Origin of the sequence: Microbispora sp. H10836, assembly GCF_012999525.1 — a bacterium.
In the GTDB taxonomy this organism is placed as follows: Bacteria; Actinomycetota; Actinomycetes; order Streptosporangiales; family Streptosporangiaceae; genus Microbispora.
On sequence record NZ_JABBWU010000043.1, the window covers coordinates 1 to 18877 of the forward strand.

The window sequence follows — 18877 nt, forward strand, 5'->3', positions numbered from 1 at the left end:
CGACCTCGAGAACGGCCTGTTCTCCGGCGTCAACCAGAAGTACAACGCGGGCAACCCGTCCATCAGCCACCGCTTCCTGACCGCGATCGTCAAGGGCGAGCCCAACCACTGGGCCATCCGCGGCGGCAACGCCCAATCCGGCGGCCTGGGCACCTTCTACAACGGCGTGCGGCCCAACGTCCCGGGCTACAACCCGATGAAGAAGGAAGGCGCCATCATCCTCGGCATCGGCGGCGACAACAGCGTCGGCGCGAGGGGCACGTTCTACGAGGGCGTCATGACCTCGGGCTACCCGTCCGACGCCACCGAGAACGCCGTGCAGGCCAACATCGTGGCCGCCGGATACTCCACGTCCACCGGCGGCACCCAGAACGGCACGCTCACCCCCGGCTCGGCGATCTCGCTGCGCGCGACGACGTCCGGCTACACCGACCGCTATATCCGGCACCAGAACGACCAGGTCCTCACGTCGGTGATCACTTCGTCCAGCTCGTCCCTCGACAAGAGCGACGCCACCTGGATCGTGCGCAGCGGCCTGGCCAGCGGGTCGTGCGTGTCGTTCGAGTCGAGGAACTACCCCGGCGACTATCTGCGCCACCAGAACTACCAGCTCTACCGGCAGCGCGACGACGGCAGCGCGCTGTTCGCGGCGGACGCCACCTTCTGCCCGCAGGCCGGTAAGAGCGGCCAGGGAACGTCCTTCGCCTCCTACAACTTCCCGACCCGGTTCCTCCGCCACTACAACAACATCGTCTACATCGCGAGCAACGGCGGCTCGAACACCTTCGACAACGCCACCGCGTGGAACGCCGACGTGAGCTGGGTCGTCTCCCAGCCCTGGGGGTAGATTCCCGCGACCACCGAAGCCGTCCCCGGTCCGCCGGGGGCGGCTTCCCGTCTTCACGGGGAGTTACCGATGTTGTCAGGATTTCGGATGGTTACATGTAGAACTCGTTCCGACATCACTGAGATAACAGAATGATCTTCGGTCTAACTCGTTCCACACGCCATTTGTGACGATGCGTGCGATGTATCCACCACCTTTCCTTACAACCTAGGAGATCGCAGGTGGCCGACACCCTCGCATCGTTCGAACCGGCCCACAAGGCCTTCGAACGGCAGGCGCGCCAAACCCCGCTCCGCACGGCGGTCGTCTCCGGCACGACCCGCACGACCTACGCCGCTCTCAACGCCCAGGCCAACCGCATCGCCCACGAGCTGATCTCCCGCGGAGTGCGGCGAGGCTCGGCGGTCGGCGTGTGCCTGCACCGCGACGAGAACCTGATCGCGGCGCTGCTGGGCGTGTGGAAGACGGGCGCCGCCTACGTGCCGCTGGACCCGGCCTACCCGCCCGAGCGGCTGGAGTTCATGATCGAGGACGCCGGGGTCTCGCACACGGTCACCTCCGCCGAGCTCGCCGCGCGTCTGCCACGACGCGAACTCGTCCTGCTCGGCGACGCCGGCGACCGCCCCGGCTCGGATCCGGACCTGCCGAACGACCCGGCCGATCTGGCCTACGTCATCTACACCTCCGGATCGACCGGCCGCCCCAAGGGCGTCGCGATCGAGCACCGCAACGTGATGACGCTGCTGCGCTGGGACGCCGGCTACTTCACCGCGGAGGAACTGGCCGGATTCCTCGCCTCGACGTCGGTCTGCTTCGATCCGTCCGTCCCGCAGCTCTACCTCCCGCTGCTGCTGGGCGGCACGGTGATCATGGCGGACAATCCCCTCGCGCTGCACACCCTGCCCGCCAGGGACGAGGTCACGATGATCAGCGCCGCGGCCTCCGCGCTGACCGCGCTGCTGCGGGAGCCGTTGCCGCCGAACGTGCGTACGGTGCTGTCCAGCGGTGAGCCGGTGAGCCGGGCCCTGGCCGACCGCGTCTTCGCCAACCCCGGCGTGCGGCGCATGGTGAACCTGTACGGCCCGACCGAGTGCACCGTGCACTGCTGCGCGCACGAGATCGCCAGGGACGAGCCGGGCGAGCCGCCGATCGGCACGCCGTACGCCTGGTCGCGGCTGTCGGTGCGGGGCGCCGCCGGCGAGGCGCTGGGCGACGGGGAGCTCGGCGAGCTGTGGGTGGCCGGGCCGCTGGTTGGGCGGGGTTACCTGAACCGGCCCGAGCTGACCGCGGAGCGGTTCGTGACCGACGCCGGGGGCGTGCGTCACTACCGCACCGGTGATCTGGTCCGCCGGGAGGGCGGCGTCTACCACTACGAGGGGCGGATCGACGACCAGGTGAAAGTCGCGGGCTTCCGCGTCGAGCTCGGCGAGGTGCGGGGCAGGCTGGAACGCCACCCGCTGGTCGGCCAGGCCGTCGTGCTCGCCCCGGCCGACGAGGAGGGCACCCGCAGGCTCGTCGCCTACGTCGAGCCGGCCGGGCCCGGCCTGGACGAGGGCCGGCTGCGGGCCTGGCTGCGCGAGTGGCTGCCCGACTACATGATCCCCGCCAGGATCGTCTTCCTCGACGCCGTCCCGATCGGTCCCACGGGCAAAGTGGACCGCTCCCGCCTGCCCGGGGTCTCCTTCTCCGCGCCGCGCGACGACACCGAGCGGCAGCGCAAGGACACCGAGTGGCAGCGGGGCAGCACCGAGCGGCAGCGGGGCAGCACCGAGCGGCAGCGGAACGATACAGAGTGGCAGCGGGGCGACACCGAGACGCGGGGTCACGTCGCGCCGCGCGACGACACCGAGCGGCGGATCGCCGCCATCACCGCCGAGACGCTCGGCGTCGAGCGGGTCGGCGTCCACGACCACTTCCTCGACCTGGGCGGGCACTCTCTGGCCGCCGCGAGGATCTGCGCCGGGATCGAGCAGGCGCTGGGCGTCCACGTCGCGCTGACGACCTTCCTGGCCCGGCCCACGGTCGCCGAGCTGGCCGAGTACGTCGGCGAGGCCGCGGCGTCCGCCGCGCCGAGCGCCGTGACAGGCGCCGTGCCGCCGCTGGTCCGCCACACCGGCCGGACCCGCTATCCGCTGTCCGCCGGGCAGCGCGGCAAGCTGCTGCTGCGCGAGGTGAGCCAGAATCCGCACGCCACCGCGATCGCCTTCCGGCTGGGGCTGCGCGGCCTCACCTCGGCGGAGCCGCTGCGGGCCGCCTTGGACGCCATCGTCCGGCGGCACGAGGCCCTCCGCTCCGTCGTCGTGGACGGCGTCGCCGTCGAGGTCGGGCCCCCGTCGCCGGTGCCACTCGAGGAGCATCGGCCGGCCGGTCCGCAGGAGGCCGACGAGCTGCGGCGGGCCGCGGTCGCCCACGATTTCGACCTGTCCTCCGGCGACTCGCCGCTGCTGCGGGCCACCCTGCTGTGGTCCGGGCCGGACAGCGCGGAGCTGGTGCTGCTCACCGACCACACCGTGTTCGACGGCGCGTCGCTGGGGATCGTCATGCGGGAGCTCCTCGACGGGCTCGCGGGCGGCGGCGAGGTCCTCCTGCCGGAGCCGCCGCTACAGATCGGCGACGTCGCGGTGCGCGAGCAGGAGAGCACCCGGGACACCGAGGCGTTGCGGGCCTTCTGGGCCCGGGAGCTCGCCGGGGCGGTCCCGCCTTACGAGCTGCTGCCCCGCCGGGACGACCGGCCGAGCCGCCTGCGCGGTGAGCGTCTGGTGCGCCGCCTGGACCCGGCGACGGTCGCGCGGGTCGGCGAGCTCGCGGCCGGCTGCGGCGCCACGCCGTTCGCGGTCTACCTGACCGTGCTCGGCATGCTGGTGGCGGGGCTGACCGACCGGCGGGACGTGGTCCTCGGCGCCGCCGTCGCCGACCGCGCCGCCCCGGGCCTGGAAGGCGTGGTCGGCGTGCTCGTCGACGTGCTCCCGGTGCGGCTGCGCCTGGATGACGAGCTGTCGCTGCGCGCGGCCGTACGGCAGGCGGGGGCGGCGACCGCCCGTGCCATGGACCACAGGGGGCTGACCGAGCAGGAGCTGACCGAGGCGGCGGGCGTCGAGCGCCCGCCCGGCTGGGTGCCGACCCCCGTCACGCTCTCGATGCAGCCGCCCGAGGTGCCCCTCTCGCTTGATCTCGAGGGCGTCGGCGTGGACCTGATCGGCGAGCTGGACGCGGGCAGCGTGCAGGTCCCGCTGATCGTCTACGTCAACGCCACGGCGGCCGGACCCGAGCTGCAGGTGGAGTACGACCTGGAGCACCTGGACCGGGCCGCGGCCGAGACCCTGACCGGCCGCCTGGCCGGCCTGCTGGACGACGCCCTGGCGCACCCGGACCGGCCGCTGTCGGCGTTCGAGGTCATCGGCGCGGAGGAACGGGCGGCGCTGCTGGAGGCGGGAACCGGTGCGCCGCTGCCCGCGGACGCGCCGCGGACCGTCGTGGAGGCGGTGCTCGGGCAGGCGGTGCGACGCCCGCACGCCCCGGCGGTCGCCGACGGGGAGGGCGTCCTCACCTACGGCGAACTGGCCGGCTGGGCACGACGGGTGGCCGCGGCCCTGGGGCCGGAGTCCGCCGGCTCCTGCGTGGGGGTCTGCCTGCCGCGCGACCGTCGTCTGCCCGCCGCGCTGCTGGGCGTGCTGCTCGCCGGCGCCGCCTACGTCCCGCTCGATCCCGGCCACCCGCTCCGGCGGCTCCGCGACCAGGTGGACGACTGCGGCGCGAAGGTGATCGTCGCGGCGGGCGAGGGGCTGGCGGTGGCCCGCGATCTGGGCGGCGTCGTCGTCGACCTGGCTCAGCTGTCCCCGTCGGAGGTGGTGCCGGACGGCGTCGAGGTGGACCCCGGCGATCTCGCCTACGTCCTCTACACCTCGGGCTCCACCGGCAGGCCGAAGGGCGTGGAGATCACCCATGCCAACCTCGCGGCGTTCGTCGCCTCGATGACGGTCACACCGGGGGTCGGGCCGGACGACGTGATGCTCGGCCTCACGCCGTTCTCGTTCGACGTGTTCGGCTTCGACGTGTGGGTGAGCCTGTGCCGGGGGCTGCGGCTGGAGCTGCTCGGCCGCGACGAGGCGCTCGACGGGCGGGCCGTGGCGCGGCGCGTCGAGGAGTCGGGGGTCACGCTGATGACCGCGACGCCGACCACGCTGCGCATGCTCGTCGCCTCCGGCTGGCGGGACGACCCCCCGGAGCGCGGCGGGGACGTGCGGGTGATCAGCATCGGCGAGGTGCTCGACCCGGCCCTCGCCGCCGAGCTGCTGGACCGCGGGGTCGATCTGTGGAACGCCTACGGGCCCACCGAGACCACGATCTACTCCACCATGGTCCGGGTGACCGCGCCGGTCGGCGACCGGGTTTCCATCGGCCGGCCGCTGGCCGGGGAACGGGCGTACGTGCTCGACCGGGCGGGGCGCATGCTGCCCGCCGGGGTGACCGGCGAGCTGTGGGTCGGCGGCGCCGGCGTGGCCGGCGGCTATCGCGGCCGGCCGGAGCTGACCGCGGCCGCCTTCACCGACGACCCGGAAGACCCACCGGGCGGGCGCCGCTACCGCACCGGCGACCTGGCCCGCTGGCGGCCCGACGGCACGCTCGACTTCCTCGGGCGGCGCGACGGGCAGGTGAAGGTCCGCGGCCACCGGATCGAACTCGGTGAAATCGAGTCCGCGCTCCGCGAGAGCGTCGCCGACGCGGCCGTCGCCGTGCGCGACGGCGACCACCTCGTGGGCTACCTCGCCGCGCCGCCGGGGACCGACACGCGCGAGCTGGAGCGGCGGCTGAGCGCGCGGCTGCCCGACTACATGGTTCCCCGCCGCTGGGTGCTCCTGGACGCCCTGCCCCTCACCGCCTCCGGCAAGGTGGACCGCACGGCGCTGCCGGAACCCGGCGACCGGGCGCCGCGGGTGCCGCCGAGCACCGAGGCCGAGCTGCTGGTGTCGGAGGTGTGGAGCGCCGTGCTGGACGGCCCCGAGCCGGGCGCGCACGACGACTTCTTCGCCCTCGGCGGCCACTCCGCCACCGCCGCCCTCGTGGCGGCCCGGCTGAGCGACGCCCTGGACCTGACCGTGCCGGTGCGCATGCTGTTCGAGCGGCGGACCCTGGCCGACTACGCCGCTGGGCTGGAGGCCCTGCTGCTGGCCGACCTGGAGGAGACGCCGTGACCATCAGCGACGAGCGCAGGAGCGCTCTCGCCGGCCGGCTGGCGGCGGCCCGCCGCGCCCACGCGCGTGCCGTCCCGGCGATCCCCGTCAGGGACAGGGACGGCGGCCCCGCTCCCCTGTCGCCCGCGCAGGCCCGGCTGTGGTTCCTCGCGCAACTCGACGACGTGGCCGCCTACAACGTGCCGACCGTCGTACGGCTGCGCGGGCCGCTGGACGTCGCGGCGCTGCTGGGCGCCGTACGGGATCTGGCCGACCGGCACGAGGTGCTGCGCAGCCTGTTCACCGACGACGGCGCGATCCCCGTCGACACCGGACAGGTCCCGATCACGGTGGAGGACCTCGACGACGACGCCCTGCTCGGCGCGCGGCTGCAGGAGGAGCTCGCCCGCCCGTTCGCGCTGGACACGCAGCCGCCCGCCCGCGCCCTGCTGCTCCGGCTCGGCGCCCGCGAGCACGTGCTGGCGCTGACCGTGCACCACATCGCCTTCGACGCCTGGTCGCGGAACCTCGCGCTGGCCGAGCTCGCCGCCCTGTACGCGGCACGGCTCGGGCTCACCGGCCCGCCCGCGCCGCCGCGGGTGCAGTACGCCGACTACGCGGCCTGGCTCGCCGGGCAGCCGGAGGGCGACCTGTCCTGGTGGACCGGGCGGCTGGCCGGGCTCGAGCCGGTCCTGGACCTGCCGGTGGACCGGCCGCGGCCCTCGGTCGCCGACTGGACGGGCGCCACCGTCCCGGTGCGGCTCGCGCCGGCGCTGACCGCCCGGGTACGCGAGGCCGCGGCCGAGACCGGCTGCACGCCGTTCATGGTGCTGCTGGCCGCCTGGCAGGAGCTGCTCGGCCGGGTCTGCGGCACCGACGACGTGCCGGTCGGCGTGCCCGAGGCGGGACGGCTCCACCCCGGCACCGCGGACATGCTCGGCTGCTTCGTCAACACGCTCGTCCTGCGGGGGGACAGGTCCGGCGAGCCGACCGGCCGCGAACTCCTGGCCCGGACGAAGGCCGGCGTGCTCGACGCGCTCACCCACCGCGACGTGCCCTTCGACCGGATCGTGGAGCACCTGCACCCCGAGCGCAACCTCGCCACCACGCCGGTCTTCCAGGTGCTGCTCAACGTGCTGGAGGACGGCGCCCAGACGCCGGACTTCCCCGGCCTGACCGCCGAGCAGGTGCAGTTCCCCCTGCTCACGACCAAGTACGACCTCAACCTCGCCCTGGACAACATGGGCGAGACGTACGAGGGCGAGCTCGCCTACCGCGTCGACCTGTTCGACGAGGCGACCACCCGGCGCGTCGCCGGCTGGTACCCGGCCCTGCTGGAGGGCATGCTCGCCGACCTCGACGCGCCCGCGGCGGCCGTGCCGCTGGAGCCGGTGACCGGGCCCGTGGTCTCCGGCACGCGGATGCCGATGGACCTGACCCGGCCGCTGCACGCGTTCGTCGGCGACCACGCGCGGCGCACGCCCGAGGCGACGGCGGTGGCCGACGCCTCCGGCTCGCTCACGTACGGCGAGGTGGACCGGCTGGCCAACCGCCTCGCCCACCATCTGATCGCGGCAGGAGTGCGGCCGGACGAGCCGGTCGGTGTCCTCGTCGGCCGGCACCGCGGGCTGGTTCCCGCGCTCCTCGGCGTGCTGCGCGCGGGCGGGGCGTACCTGCCGATGGACCCCCTCTATCCCGACGACCGTCTCGGCCACATGCTGGAGACGGCCGGCGCGCGGGTCGTGCTCGCCGATCCCGAGCACGCGGGCCGGCTCCCCGGCACGCTGGTCCTGCCCGAGCTGCTGGCCGCCGGGCCCGAGGGTCCGCCGGACGTCGAGGTCGCTCCGAACCAGCTGGTCCATGTGATCTTCACGTCCGGCTCCACCGGGCGGCCCAAGGGCGCCGGGATCGAGCACCGGTCGGCCCTGCACTACCTGCACGGCCTGGCCGAGCTGGTGCCCGACGTGTACGAGTCGTACGGCGTGGTCTCCACCACCGCCGCCGACCTGGGGCTGACCTGCCTGTACGGCGCGCTGTTCCGGGGCGCCGCGGTCCACCTCGTGGACCAGGAGACCGCCACCGACCCCGAGGCGTACGCCGCGTATCTCGCCACGCGTCCCGTCGACGTGATCAAGATGGTGCCGAGTCACCTGGAGCTGCTGGCCGCCCACGGCGACCTGGGCAGGATGCTGCCGCGCCGGCTGCTGATCCTCGCCGGGGAGGCCACGTCGTGGGAACTGGCCGAGCGCATCCGCGCGGCCCGGCCCGACCTGGAGCTGCAGATCCACTGCGGCCCGACGGAGACGACGGTCTCGGTGCTCGGCGGCCGGGCGCCCGGTAGGCCCACGGGGGTGGGATCGGTGCCGCTCGGCCGCCCGTTCCCCGGTGTGGACTGCTACATCGTCGACCCCGCCGGCCGCCCGCTGCCCGCCGGGGTGCCGGGCGAGCTGTGGGTGGCGAGCCCCAGCGTCGCCCGCGGTTACCTGAACCGCCCCGACCTCACCGCCCAGAGATTCGTCTTCGATCCGGTGACCGGAACGCGCCGCTGTTACCGCACCGGCGACCGGGTCCGGCTCAACGCCCAGGGGCTCGTGGAGTTCCTCGGCCGGGTCGACGACCAGGTCAAGATCAGGGGCTTCCGGGTGGAGCTGGGGGAGGTGAAGGCCGCCCTCCAGGAGCAGCCCGGCGTCCGGGAGGCTACCGTGCTGCCGGTCGGCGAGGGACACGCGCGGCGGCTGGCCGCCTGGGTCGCGCCCGCCACCGTGGACCTCGCCGCGGTGCGGGCCGGGCTGCGTGAGCGGCTGCCCGACTACATGGTCCCGTCCGCGATCGTCGTCCTCGACGAGCTGCCGCTCACCCCACTCGGCAAGATCGACCGGGCCCGCCTGCCGGTGCCCGAGGCGGCGCCCGCCGGGGAACGCGTGGCGCCGAGCACACCGGCAGAGCTGCGGATCGCCTCAGTGTGGTCGGACGTCCTCGGCGTGGCGGACTTCGGCGTCGACGACGACTTCTTCGCGCTGGGCGGCGACTCCTTCCGCGCGGTCCGCGCCGTCCGGGAGATCGACCCGGCGCTGCGGGTGATCGACCTGTTCACCCGGCCCACGGTGCGTGAGCTCGCCGCCCACCTCGACGGAGGTGCGCAGACCCCCGCCGGGCTTCTGCACCACCTCGCGGGGCCGCGTACGGCGAGCCGCACCCTCGTCTGCCTGCCGTACGGGGGCGGTTCGGCCGCCGCCTTCCGGCCGCTCGCCGCCGAGCTGGCCCGCCTCTCGCCCGGCACGGCGGTGGTCGCCGTCGAGCTGCCCGGGCACGACTCGGCGCGGCCCGAGGAGGACCCGCTGCCGCTCCCGGAGCTGGCCAGCCGCCTCACGGCCGAACTGGCCGGGGTGCGCGGCCCGATCGCCCTGTACGGGCACTGCGTCGGGTCGGCCGCGACGATGGAGCTGGCGTTGCGGCTGGAGGCCGCGGGAACCCCGCTCGCCGGTGTCGTCGTCGGCGGCAGCTTCCCCGACGCCCGGCTGCCCGGACGGCTGTCGGCCTGGTGGAACCGGAGGTTCCCCGCCCACCGCTGGTCCTCCGACCGCGCTCAGCGCGACTTCCTGCGCACGCTCGGCGCCGTGGACGACGACTTCGGCGACACCGGGATCATGCTGCGCGCCCTGCGGCACGACGTCGAGGAGGCGCAGACGTGGTTCAGCCGCCACCTCGACTCCCTCGGGGACTCCCCCGAGGACTCCCCGGAGCATGCGGAGCGCAGGCTCGCGGCGCCGCTGCTGTGCGTGATCGGCGAGCGTGACCGGTCGACCGAGCTCTACCGGGAGCGCTACCGCGAGTGGGGGGCGTTCGCCGAACGGGTCGAGCTCGCCACGATCCCCCGGGCCGGGCACTACTTCCTGAAGCACCAGGCCGAGACCCTGGCGCGGCTGATCGACGAACGGCTCGACCGCTGGGCCTGCGGCGACCTGCCCGATCCGGTGGGGCGGGTCGAGGTGGCCGGGCAGAGCGCCCGGCGGGACCTGCGCCGCTTCTACACGGTCGCGGCCGGGCAGACCCTGTCGCTGCTCGGCGCCGCGCTGACCTCCTTCGCCCTGGGCGTGTGGGCCTACCAGGAGAACGGCCGGGTGCTCGACTACGCCCTCGTCACCATGCTCGCCCTGCTGCCGTCGCTGCTCGCGGCGCCGCTGGGCGGCGCGGTCGCCGACCGGGTGGACCGGCGGCTGGTCATGCTGGTCTGCGACGGCGTCTCCGCCGTGGCCACCGCGGCCCTGGTGATCCTGCTCTGGCTGGGACGGCTGGAGGTCTGGCAGGTCGGGGCCATCGCGGGGGTGCTGTCCCTGGTGACGGCCTTCCACCGGCCCGCCTATCTGGCGGCCGTCGCGCAACTCGTGCCCAAGCCGTACCTCATGCAGGCGAACGCGCTGGCCAACCTCGGCACCGGCCTCGGCATGCTCGCCGGCCCGCTGGGCGGCGCCGCTCTCGTCACGACCGTCGGGCTGCACGGCGTGGTGGCGGTGGACGTCGTCACGTTCCTCGCCGGACTCGGCACGCTGCTGCTGGTGCGCTTCCCCGACAGGCTGTTCCGCCGCCTGGAGGAGTCCTTCTGGCAGGCCATCGCCGGCGGGTGGCGCTTCCTCGTACGGCGGCGCCCGCTCATGATCATGATCGGGTTCTTCGTCGTGGAGAACTACCTCGGCATGCTGGCCCAGGCCGTGACCGTGCCCGCAGTGCTGTCGTTCGGCGACGTCGCGGGCGTGGGCGCGGTGACCGCCATGCAGGGCCTGGGCGCGGTGCTCGGCTCCCTGGCCATGGTGTTCTGGGGCGGCACCGAGCGGCGCGCGGTCGGCATGGTCGGCTTCGTGATCGGGTTCGGGGCCGGGGTGCTGCTCGTCGGCCTGCGGCCCTCGCTCCCGCTGGCCGCCTTCGGCGGGCTGATGTCGTGGGCGTTCCTCAGCGTGCTGAACGCGCACTGGCTCGCCATCATCCAGCTCAAGGTCGGGCTGGAGCTGCAGGGGCGGGTGCTGGCCACCAACCAGATGCTCGCCGTGTCCATGACGCCGCTGGCGTTCCTCACGGCGCCGGTGCTGGCCGACGACGTCTTCGGCCCGCTGCTCGTCCCCGGCGGCGCGCTCGCGGACACGGTCGTCGGCGACGTCGTCGGGGTGGGGCCGGGGCGCGGCGTCGCGCTGCTGCTGGCCGTCTGCGGTGCGCTGCTGGTGCTCTGGGGCGCGCTGGGGCTGTGGTTCCGGCCGCTGCGGCTCATGGAGGACGCGCTGCCCGACGCTGTCGCGGGCGCCGAGATCGCCGATGACCTGGACGCCGTCCAGGCCGAGGCGGACGCCACGCTGCGGGAGGACACCGCGCACGTGGCCGCGGCCTCCGGTCCTAATCACTGACAAGTCGATCACAAGTCCGCCTGCCTACCTTCGGCCGCTGGAAGTCGGTGAACACCGAAGGCTCCAGCATCCGAGGGGGACCAACAGCATGTCGTTGAAGTCGAAGGTCACGGGCGCCGTCCTGGCGGCGGCGGCCGTGACCGCCGTCGCCACGCCCGCCATCGCGACACCCGCCGTACCGGCGGGGCAGGCGGCGCCGGCGCCGGGAAACCGGGCGCCGGCGTACCTGACGCCCGAGCAACAGGACGTTTTCCGGCGGCAGGCACCCCTGGTCGCGGCGGCCGACGAGATCAGGAAGGCGGTGGAGAGCGGCCCGTCCGCCGGGTACGCGGGGATCGAGCTGGCCGGTGACCGGGTGGTCGTCTGGTGGAAGGACAAGGTGCCCGGGCGGGTCCGGGCCGCGATGGGCCGGGCCGGGAAGGCCGTCACGGTGGAGATGCGCCCAGCCGAGTATTCGCAGAGCGAGCTGTCGGAGGCCGCGGACCGGCTCTGGGCCGCATCCGGTGCCGACCACGGTGGCCGCGTGCACGCCGTCAAGCTGGCCCTCGACGGTAGTGGGCTCACCGCGGCGGTCAGGGAGCAGGACGCCGCCGTCGCCCGGCAGGAGCTGCCGAAGGTGGGGGTTCCGGTCGAGATGGTCGCGCAGGAGCCCATGACGCTCAACAAGACTCGCTGTGACGACGACGCCCCCTGGTACGGCGGGGCGGCGATCCGCAACGCGACAATCGGCACCGGTGGCCCCTGTGGGGGGACCAGCGGCCCCGGCTACCACTGCACCGCCGCCTTCGCCGTGCACATCAACCTGGTCCGCTACCTGCTGACCGCCGGCCACTGCGGCGCGCCGGGCGACCGGTTCACCGACGCCGCGGGCCAGACCATCGGCACCGCCGAGGCCGAGCACGTGGGACACGACCTGCTGCTCATCAGGGTGACGGGCGTCGTCTCGGTGAACGACGCCACGGGCTGGATCTGGGACGGAAAGCCCGGCGTGAACGACTTCGTCAAGCCGGTGGCCGGATGGGGGTGGACCTACAAGGGACAGTCGTTGTGCGTCTCCGGCGCGACCAGCGGAGCGACGTGCGGGCACGTGGTGGACGGTAAGTACACCGAGATCTGCGGCGAGGACGTCTACGGGAACAACGAGTGCCACGACGACCTGATCTCCGCCAAGCGGCCGCTCGGCAGCACGGTCGGCGGCGACAGCGGTGGGCCCGTCTTCGAGTTGACCGGCGACTCCAGCATGGTGCGGGCGATGGGTTCCCACACGGGCACCATCAGGACGACCTCGATCTTCGGCAGCAAGAACGAGTGGACCCTCTTCCAGGACTTCGGCACGGCCACCCGGGACTTCCCCGGGCTCGAGCCCTACCTCGGTTTCGCCAAGGACCCCCTCTAGCCCCGTTTTCCGCACATGAGGATCTTTGGGATTCTTCGGTGTGTCGGGTTGGTCATGGGCTCGCCAATCGGCAGCCTGCTGGCGTGTGAGACAACCCGCGCAGTTCGGTGTCCCGTCGGTTGAAAAGCTGCTGGGGGCGTTGCCGGTGGTGGCCGGGTTCTGCTCCCGGTTGAAGATCCGTGACATCGTCGATGACGCCTGCCCGGTGCGTGACCTGGCCGGTCTCACGCACGGGCAGGTGATCGAGACGCTGGTGGCCAACCGGCTGACCTCTCCGGCCCCGCTGGTGCACGTGCGGGACTGGGCACGGGACTGGGCCGTGGCCGAAACGCTCGGAGTGGAGCCGGACCTGCTCAACGACGACCGGATCGGGCGGGCGCTGGACGCCATCGCCCCGCACCTGGACCGGATCGCCGGATCGGTCGGCCTGGCCGCGATCGGGGAATTCGGCATCGAGGTGACCCGGCTGCACTGGGACATGACCTCGATCTCGATGCACGGCGCTTACCCCGGCAACCAGGAAGGATTCCCGGCCGTGAAGTTCGGCCACCCCAAAGACCGCCGCCCCGACCTGAAGCAGATCCAGACCGGGATCGCGGTCAGCGCAGACGGCGGGATCCCCCTCTTCCACCGGGCCTTCGACGGCGGAGCCGGCGAGGTCGGCCAGGTCGTCCCCGTGATGAGAGCCTTGCAGGAACTGGCCGGCCGGCGCCGCATGCTGATCATCGGGGACTCCAAACTGATCTCCTACGGCAACCTGGCCGCCATGGACGGCGATGGCGTGGACTTCATCGCCCCGGCGTCCAAAACCTACGTGCCGGTGAGCGAGCTTGCCGGCCTGTCCTTGGACGGCGCGATCAGGGTCGGCCACATCGCCCAGCGTGACCGAGCCAAACCCGCCGACCGGCGCGGCACCTGGCATGTCCGGGAGGACGCCATGACGCTGGCCGGGCCACGCAAAGGCGACCCGGTACTGCGGCTGCGGCGGGTGCTGGTGCACTCCTCGGCTCGCGCCGGCGCCGCGGCCACCGCCCGAACCTTGAAGCTCGGCAAGGCCACTGAGGACCTGCAACGGCTGGAACGCGGCCTGGGCTCCCGGCACTATCCCACCCCCGCCGCGGTCGAGGCCCGGATCGCGGTCATCGCCAAGACCCGCAGGGTCAGCGCCTACCTGCGAACCGTGACCGGCATGGACCCAGCACCGGCAAACCCACCCTGACCTGGAGCTTCGACGCCGAGGCGATCGACGCCGAAACCGCCATCGACGGCTGGTACGCCCTGCTCACCAACCTGCCCCCCGAGCAGGCCGACGCCGCCGCCGTCCTGACCCTCTACAAAGGACAGGAAGCGGTCGAACGCCGCTACTCCGCCTTCAAAGGCCCTCTGGCCGTCGCGGCCCTCTACCTGAAGAACAACCGGCGCATCGCCGCCCTGGTCACCGTCATCTGCCTGGCCCTGCTCATCTTCTGTCTGATCGAACGCCAGGTCAGGCAGGCATTGGCCGAACAGGACCGGACCACAGTCGAGGGCTTGTACGCCGGACGAGCGGCCATCCCCACCGGCAAGCTCATCCTCGACGCTCTGGCCAGCATGAAGATCGTTCCCGGAAACGGCCAGGACCCGCCGATCATCCCCCAACCGACCGTTCTGCAACTTCGCTTGCTCGACCTCCTGGACATCGATCCCCGGCAACTCCGCTGACGATCACCGATGTGCGGAAAACAGGTCTAGCCGACCGAAGCTCGGATGGTATGCGCATGCCGATGTCCGCTTGACGGGTTTTGTCGGATTCCGGTTAACGATCTCGATGAGATTCGCCCGATTCACTGGCGCCCGGCTCCGCGCGGCGGTGTGATTGCCCCGGTCTGGTCCCCACAGGCATCCGAGAAGGGGTCGCACACGTGAGACTCGCACTGCGCACCACCGGCATCACGGGCGCCGTGGCGGGAGCCGCCGCGGCGCTGCTGCTGCCGGCCGTACCGGCGGTGCGGGCCGCGGACGGCGCCGCGCCTCGCGTGTCCTGCGCCGCGACGCTGTCGGCGCCGACGCGGCAGGCGGCCTTCGGCGAGGCCGCGCGGGCGACGGGCGCGCCCGAACCGCTGCTGAAGGCCGTGGCCTACATGCTGTCCCGCTGGGACGACCACCAGGGCAGGCCGAGCTCCGACGGCGGCTACGGCGTGTTCGACCTGAGCGACGACACGCCGGTGACGGGAGACGGGGCCGGCAAGGGCAGGGCGGCCGGGACGCGGAGCCAGCTCGCGGCGGCGGCCGAGCTGACCGGGCTGCCGGCCGACGCGCTGCGCGCGGAGCCGAACGCCAACATCTGCGGCGGCGCGGCCCTGCTGGCCTCCTACCACGACGGCGGCGACGACCTGGGCTCCTGGCGGGACGCGGTCACGCGGTTCGGCGCGAAGCACGAGTTCGTCCGGCAGGTCTACCAGACGCTGCGCGCCGGCGAGAGCCGCGTCACCGCCGACGGCCAGACGGTGACGCTCGCCGCCGACGAGTCGGTCGCCCTCCCGTCGCAGGCCAAGGCGGCCGGGCCGGGCACCGACTGCCCGTCCGGCCTCGACTGCGAGCTGATCCCCGCGCCGTACGCCAAGCACGTCCCGGCCGACCCGGACAACACGACGCGCTACGGCAACCACGACGTCGCCGACCGGACCGGGGCGGGCGGGCCGAAGCTCGACTACATCGTCATCCACGACACCGAGGGCTACTACGACCCCTCGGTGCGGCTCGTCCAGGACCCGACGTACCTCGCCTGGAACTACACCATCCGCTCCGCCGACGGCCATGTCGCCCAGCACCTCGACGCCAAGGACGTGGGCTGGCACGCCGGCAACTGGTACGTGAACATGCACGCCATCGGCATCGAGCACGAGGGCTTCGCGGGCGGGGCGGGGTGGTACACCGAGTCGATGTACCAGACCTCGGCCGCGCTGGTGAAGCACCTGGCGGCGAAGTACGGCATCCCGCTCGACCGGGCGCACGTCATCGGCCACGACCAGGTGCCGGGGACGATCCTCGGCGCCACCGAGAGCATGCACTGGGACCCGGGGCCGTACTGGGACTGGGACCACTACTTCGAGCTGCTCGGCGCGCCGATCGGCGGCGGCCGGGCGGCCACGACCCGGGTCGCGCCGGGCGACGTGGTGGAGGTGCGGACCGGCTACCACGACAACCCGCAGCCGCTGACCGGCTGCGCCGCCGCGTCGCCGCCCTCGCCGGAGTGCGTCGCCGGGGCCGGCACCAACTTCCTCCCGCTCCACCAGTCGCCGTCCGAGACCGCGCCGCTCGCCGCCGACCCCGGCTGGAAGCCCACCGGCGAGGCGGGCACGACGTACGTCAGCGACATCAGCGCCCGCGTCGTCTCCGGCCACAAGCTCGTCGTCGCGCAGGTGCAGGGTGACTGGCTGGGCGTGTGGTGGGCGGGCGCGCTGGCCTGGCTGCGCAATCCCGCCGACCGGCCCGTCGTGATCCCGGCGTCGGCCAAGACGGTCACCGTGAAGGCGGGGGCGACCACCCCCGCCGCCGTGTACGGCCGGGCCTATCCCGAGGCGCCGGCGTACGACGGCACCGGCATCCCCGTACAGGCGATCTCGCCGCTGGAGTACGCCGTCCCGGCCGGGCAGGCGTACGCCGTGAGCGACGACGACGTGGTCACCGACTACTACCGGGCGACGACGTTCGACGGGTCGGCGCCGGGCGACCGCACCGACCTCAAGGGACAGGACCGCTACTACCAGCTCTGGTACGCCCACCGGCAGGTGTTCGTCCGCGCGGCCGAGGTGGACCTGCACGACGCGCGCCCGGTCGCGGTGGTCAACACCACTCTCCCGGTCGTGCGCGGCGTGGCGAAGGCCGGCCGCACGCTGACCGCGTCCCCCGGCGCCTGGACGCCGTCGCCGAAGCGGATCCGCTACCAGTGGCTGCGCGACGGCGCCGAGATCAGGGGCGCGACCGGGCGGACCTACCACGTCAAGAGCCGCGACCGCGGCGCCCGGCTGTCGGTACGGGTGACGGCGTCGGCCCGCGGCTACGCATCCGGCGTCGCCACGTCGGCGGCCACCTCACCCGTGGGGCCCAACCGGCCCGCCCGGCCCACGCACCCCGGTCGCCCCGCGCCGTCCCCCTGGCGCTCCGAGCCCCGGCAGGTCGACTGGTCCCGCCGTTAGAGCGCCTGCCCGGCCGCGGGTCGGGCCCCGGGCGTCCGCGCCGGGACCGCCACAGCGGGGATTGTCGATTTCTGTCGCACGCGATGTGTAGGCATGAGGTCATGACGAGATCGAAACAGCCGGTGACGGTCCCGGCCGACGTGAGCGTCGGCGATTTCCTCGCCGCGGTCCCCGACGAACGCCGGCGGGCCGACGCGGAACGCCTCTGCGGGATACTCCGCGAGGTGACCGGTGAGCCGCCGGTGATGTGGGGGCCGAGTATCGTCGGCTTCGGCCGCTACCGCTACCGCTACGAAAGCGGGCACACGGGCGAGGCGCCCCTGGTCGGCTTCTCCCCGCGCAAGCAGCATCTCGTCGTCTACCTGACCGGCGGGTTCGAGGAGCGCTTCGCCGCGGTGCTCACCCGGCTCGGTCGGTACAGGGCGGGCAAGGGCTGCCTCTTCCTGAAGCGGCTCGGCGACGTCGACGAGAGCGTGCTATGCGATCTGTTCGACCGCACGGCGCGGGCGCACAAGGAGGCCGACCGGGCGGCAACCGGCGAGGGATGAGGCGCGGACCCGGCAGGGTGTCCGCCCTGCCGGGTCCGCCTCACCCACCGTTCCGCCATCACCTACCGAGCAGCCGCTCCCCCGTCCGGTGCCCGGAGGCGCGTCGCCGTACGACTGGGAGGCGGGGTGTCACCGCGGTTGCCCGCCCGATGGTCGCCCGTACAGTGCCCTGGTGTCGTCCGCCGCGCGCAGAGCGCGTACGCCGACGACGGCGAGGGTGATCCCGCTCGCCAGGAGCACAGCCAGCTGCACGCCACCGGCGAGGCCGGTCATGCCGAGAGCGGGGTCGGCCCCGCCCGGAGACAACGTGCCCGCCCGGGCGAGCACGGCGGGCACGGCCAGGATCGCGCCCGCCAGCGCAGCCGGCCCGGGCCACGTCAGCGTCCTGCCCATGGCCGCGCACCACACCGTCAGCGCCAGCAGCGACAGGGAGGCGAGGCCCGGGACGTCGACCCACATCCAGGCCTGCACGAGGATCGGCGCCGGGACCGTACCGGCCCGCGTCGCCGCCCCGAGCACGCCGACGACCAGGGCGAGCAGGAGGCCCGCGGCGACCGGGATCGCGACCACGGGCAGGGCCCGCCGCGCGGGCAGACGGGACGGCGGCGCGTCGCGGTGGAACCCGATCACCAGAGCCAGCACCGTGACCACGGCAGGGAGGATCGAGCAGGCCCAGCGCACCGCGCTCTCCCAGTTGAGGAACAGCGGCGGCATCAGCACGTACGGCACGACCAGGGCCGCCACGGCCGCCGCCTTGGCCGTGCGAGAGCGGCCGCGGACGAGCGCGCCGAGGGCGACCGCCCACAGCAGCGGCGCCAGCTCGGCCAGCACGAGCCGCACGCGCTCGGGCGACCCGGGGTCGCCGATCCCCATGACACCGTCGGGGAGCATCTCCGGGGGGATGCCGTACGTGAGCACGGCCTGCCCGGCGTAGACGCAGCTGATCACCGTCCAGAAGACGAGGCCGAGCAGGGCGGCCCGGCGGACCGCCTCACCCCACAGGTGGGACCGGGGCGGCGACCCCGGGCCGCCCAGCCGCACCCGCAGCGCGAGCGCGGCCACGCTGGCGATCTCCAGGAAGCGCGGGTGCTGGTCGTCGTGGCCCGCCCGCCCGGACTGGGCGCCTTCGAGGAAGGCCCAGACCATCTCCTCCTCGCGCTCGGCCCGGTAGGACGCGGGCAACAGCCGCAGCCACCGCCGGTAACGCTCCTCCAGAACGCTCACTGGTGCACCATCCTTGTGTCGGTAGTCGTGAGACTGCTGATGCACCCGAGGTGCCGCCGGGTCACCGCCCTGCTCGCTCGACCAGTTGAGGTCCAGCATGAGTTCCGCGGGATCCGGCGG

Annotated in this window: 9 protein-coding genes; 7 read left to right on the forward strand and 2 right to left on the reverse strand. The window is 73.5% G+C overall.

Annotation, left to right across the window (positions count from 1 at the left end):
* The 5 genes from HHX30_RS39905 to HHX30_RS42390 all read left to right on the forward strand — a co-directional run.
* A partial coding sequence (locus HHX30_RS39905) for an arabinofuranosidase catalytic domain-containing protein (protein WP_169989138.1) occupies nucleotides 1–847 on the forward strand: 847 nt, incomplete at its 5' end.
* A 221-nt stretch (nucleotides 848–1068) separates the two neighbouring features.
* On the forward strand, nucleotides 1069–6039 hold the full coding sequence (locus tag HHX30_RS39910) for a non-ribosomal peptide synthetase (protein ID WP_169989139.1): 4971 nt from the start codon (nucleotides 1069–1071) through the stop codon (nucleotides 6037–6039).
* Nucleotides 6036–11411, forward strand: coding sequence for a non-ribosomal peptide synthetase/MFS transporter (locus HHX30_RS39915; RefSeq protein WP_169989140.1), 5376 nt, complete (start codon nucleotides 6036–6038; stop codon nucleotides 11409–11411). The genes HHX30_RS39910 and HHX30_RS39915 overlap by 4 nt, the downstream gene beginning before the upstream one ends.
* 88 nt (nucleotides 11412–11499) lie before the next feature.
* Nucleotides 11500–12807: a trypsin-like serine protease gene (locus tag HHX30_RS39920; RefSeq protein WP_169989141.1), complete on the forward strand. Its 1308-nt coding sequence runs from the start codon at nucleotides 11500–11502 to the stop codon at nucleotides 12805–12807.
* A gap of 85 nt (nucleotides 12808–12892) precedes the next feature.
* Nucleotides 12893–14026 (forward strand): IS1634 family transposase, encoded by a 1134-nt coding sequence (locus tag HHX30_RS42390; protein WP_311923051.1) that lies wholly within the window; start codon nucleotides 12893–12895, stop codon nucleotides 14024–14026.
* Here the strand turns inward: HHX30_RS42390 and HHX30_RS41100 are convergent.
* Nucleotides 13975–14499, reverse strand: coding sequence for a hypothetical protein (locus tag HHX30_RS41100; protein WP_211593464.1), 525 nt, complete (start codon nucleotides 14497–14499; stop codon nucleotides 13975–13977). The two genes, HHX30_RS42390 and HHX30_RS41100, sit on opposite strands and share 52 nt — an antisense overlap.
* Nucleotides 14500–14708: 209 nt before the next feature.
* Between HHX30_RS41100 and HHX30_RS39930 the strand changes: the two genes are divergently transcribed.
* Together HHX30_RS39930 and HHX30_RS39935 are read left to right on the forward strand one after the other, a co-directional pair.
* Nucleotides 14709–16985 (forward strand): N-acetylmuramoyl-L-alanine amidase, encoded by a 2277-nt coding sequence (locus HHX30_RS39930; protein ID WP_169989142.1) that lies wholly within the window; start codon nucleotides 14709–14711, stop codon nucleotides 16983–16985.
* 101 nt (nucleotides 16986–17086) lie between these two features.
* Entirely contained in the window at nucleotides 17087–17533 is a 447-nt protein-coding gene (locus tag HHX30_RS39935; protein WP_169989143.1) for a DUF1801 domain-containing protein, read from the forward strand.
* A 129-nt stretch (nucleotides 17534–17662) separates the two neighbouring features.
* Here HHX30_RS39935 and HHX30_RS39940 read toward each other — a convergent pair whose 3' ends face one another.
* Nucleotides 17663–18757 (reverse strand): hypothetical protein, encoded by a 1095-nt coding sequence (locus HHX30_RS39940; RefSeq protein ID WP_169989144.1) that lies wholly within the window; start codon nucleotides 18755–18757, stop codon nucleotides 17663–17665.
* Nucleotides 18758–18877 lie beyond the last annotated feature (120 nt).

Coding starts and splice junctions, on each gene's coding strand:
- HHX30_RS39920 (WP_169989141.1), top strand. CDS start 11,500: ATGTCGTTGAAGTCGAAGGTCACGGGCGCCGTCCTGGCGGCGGCGGCC.
- HHX30_RS39935 (WP_169989143.1), top strand. CDS start 17,087: ATGACGAGATCGAAACAGCCGGTGACGGTCCCGGCCGACGTGAGCGTC.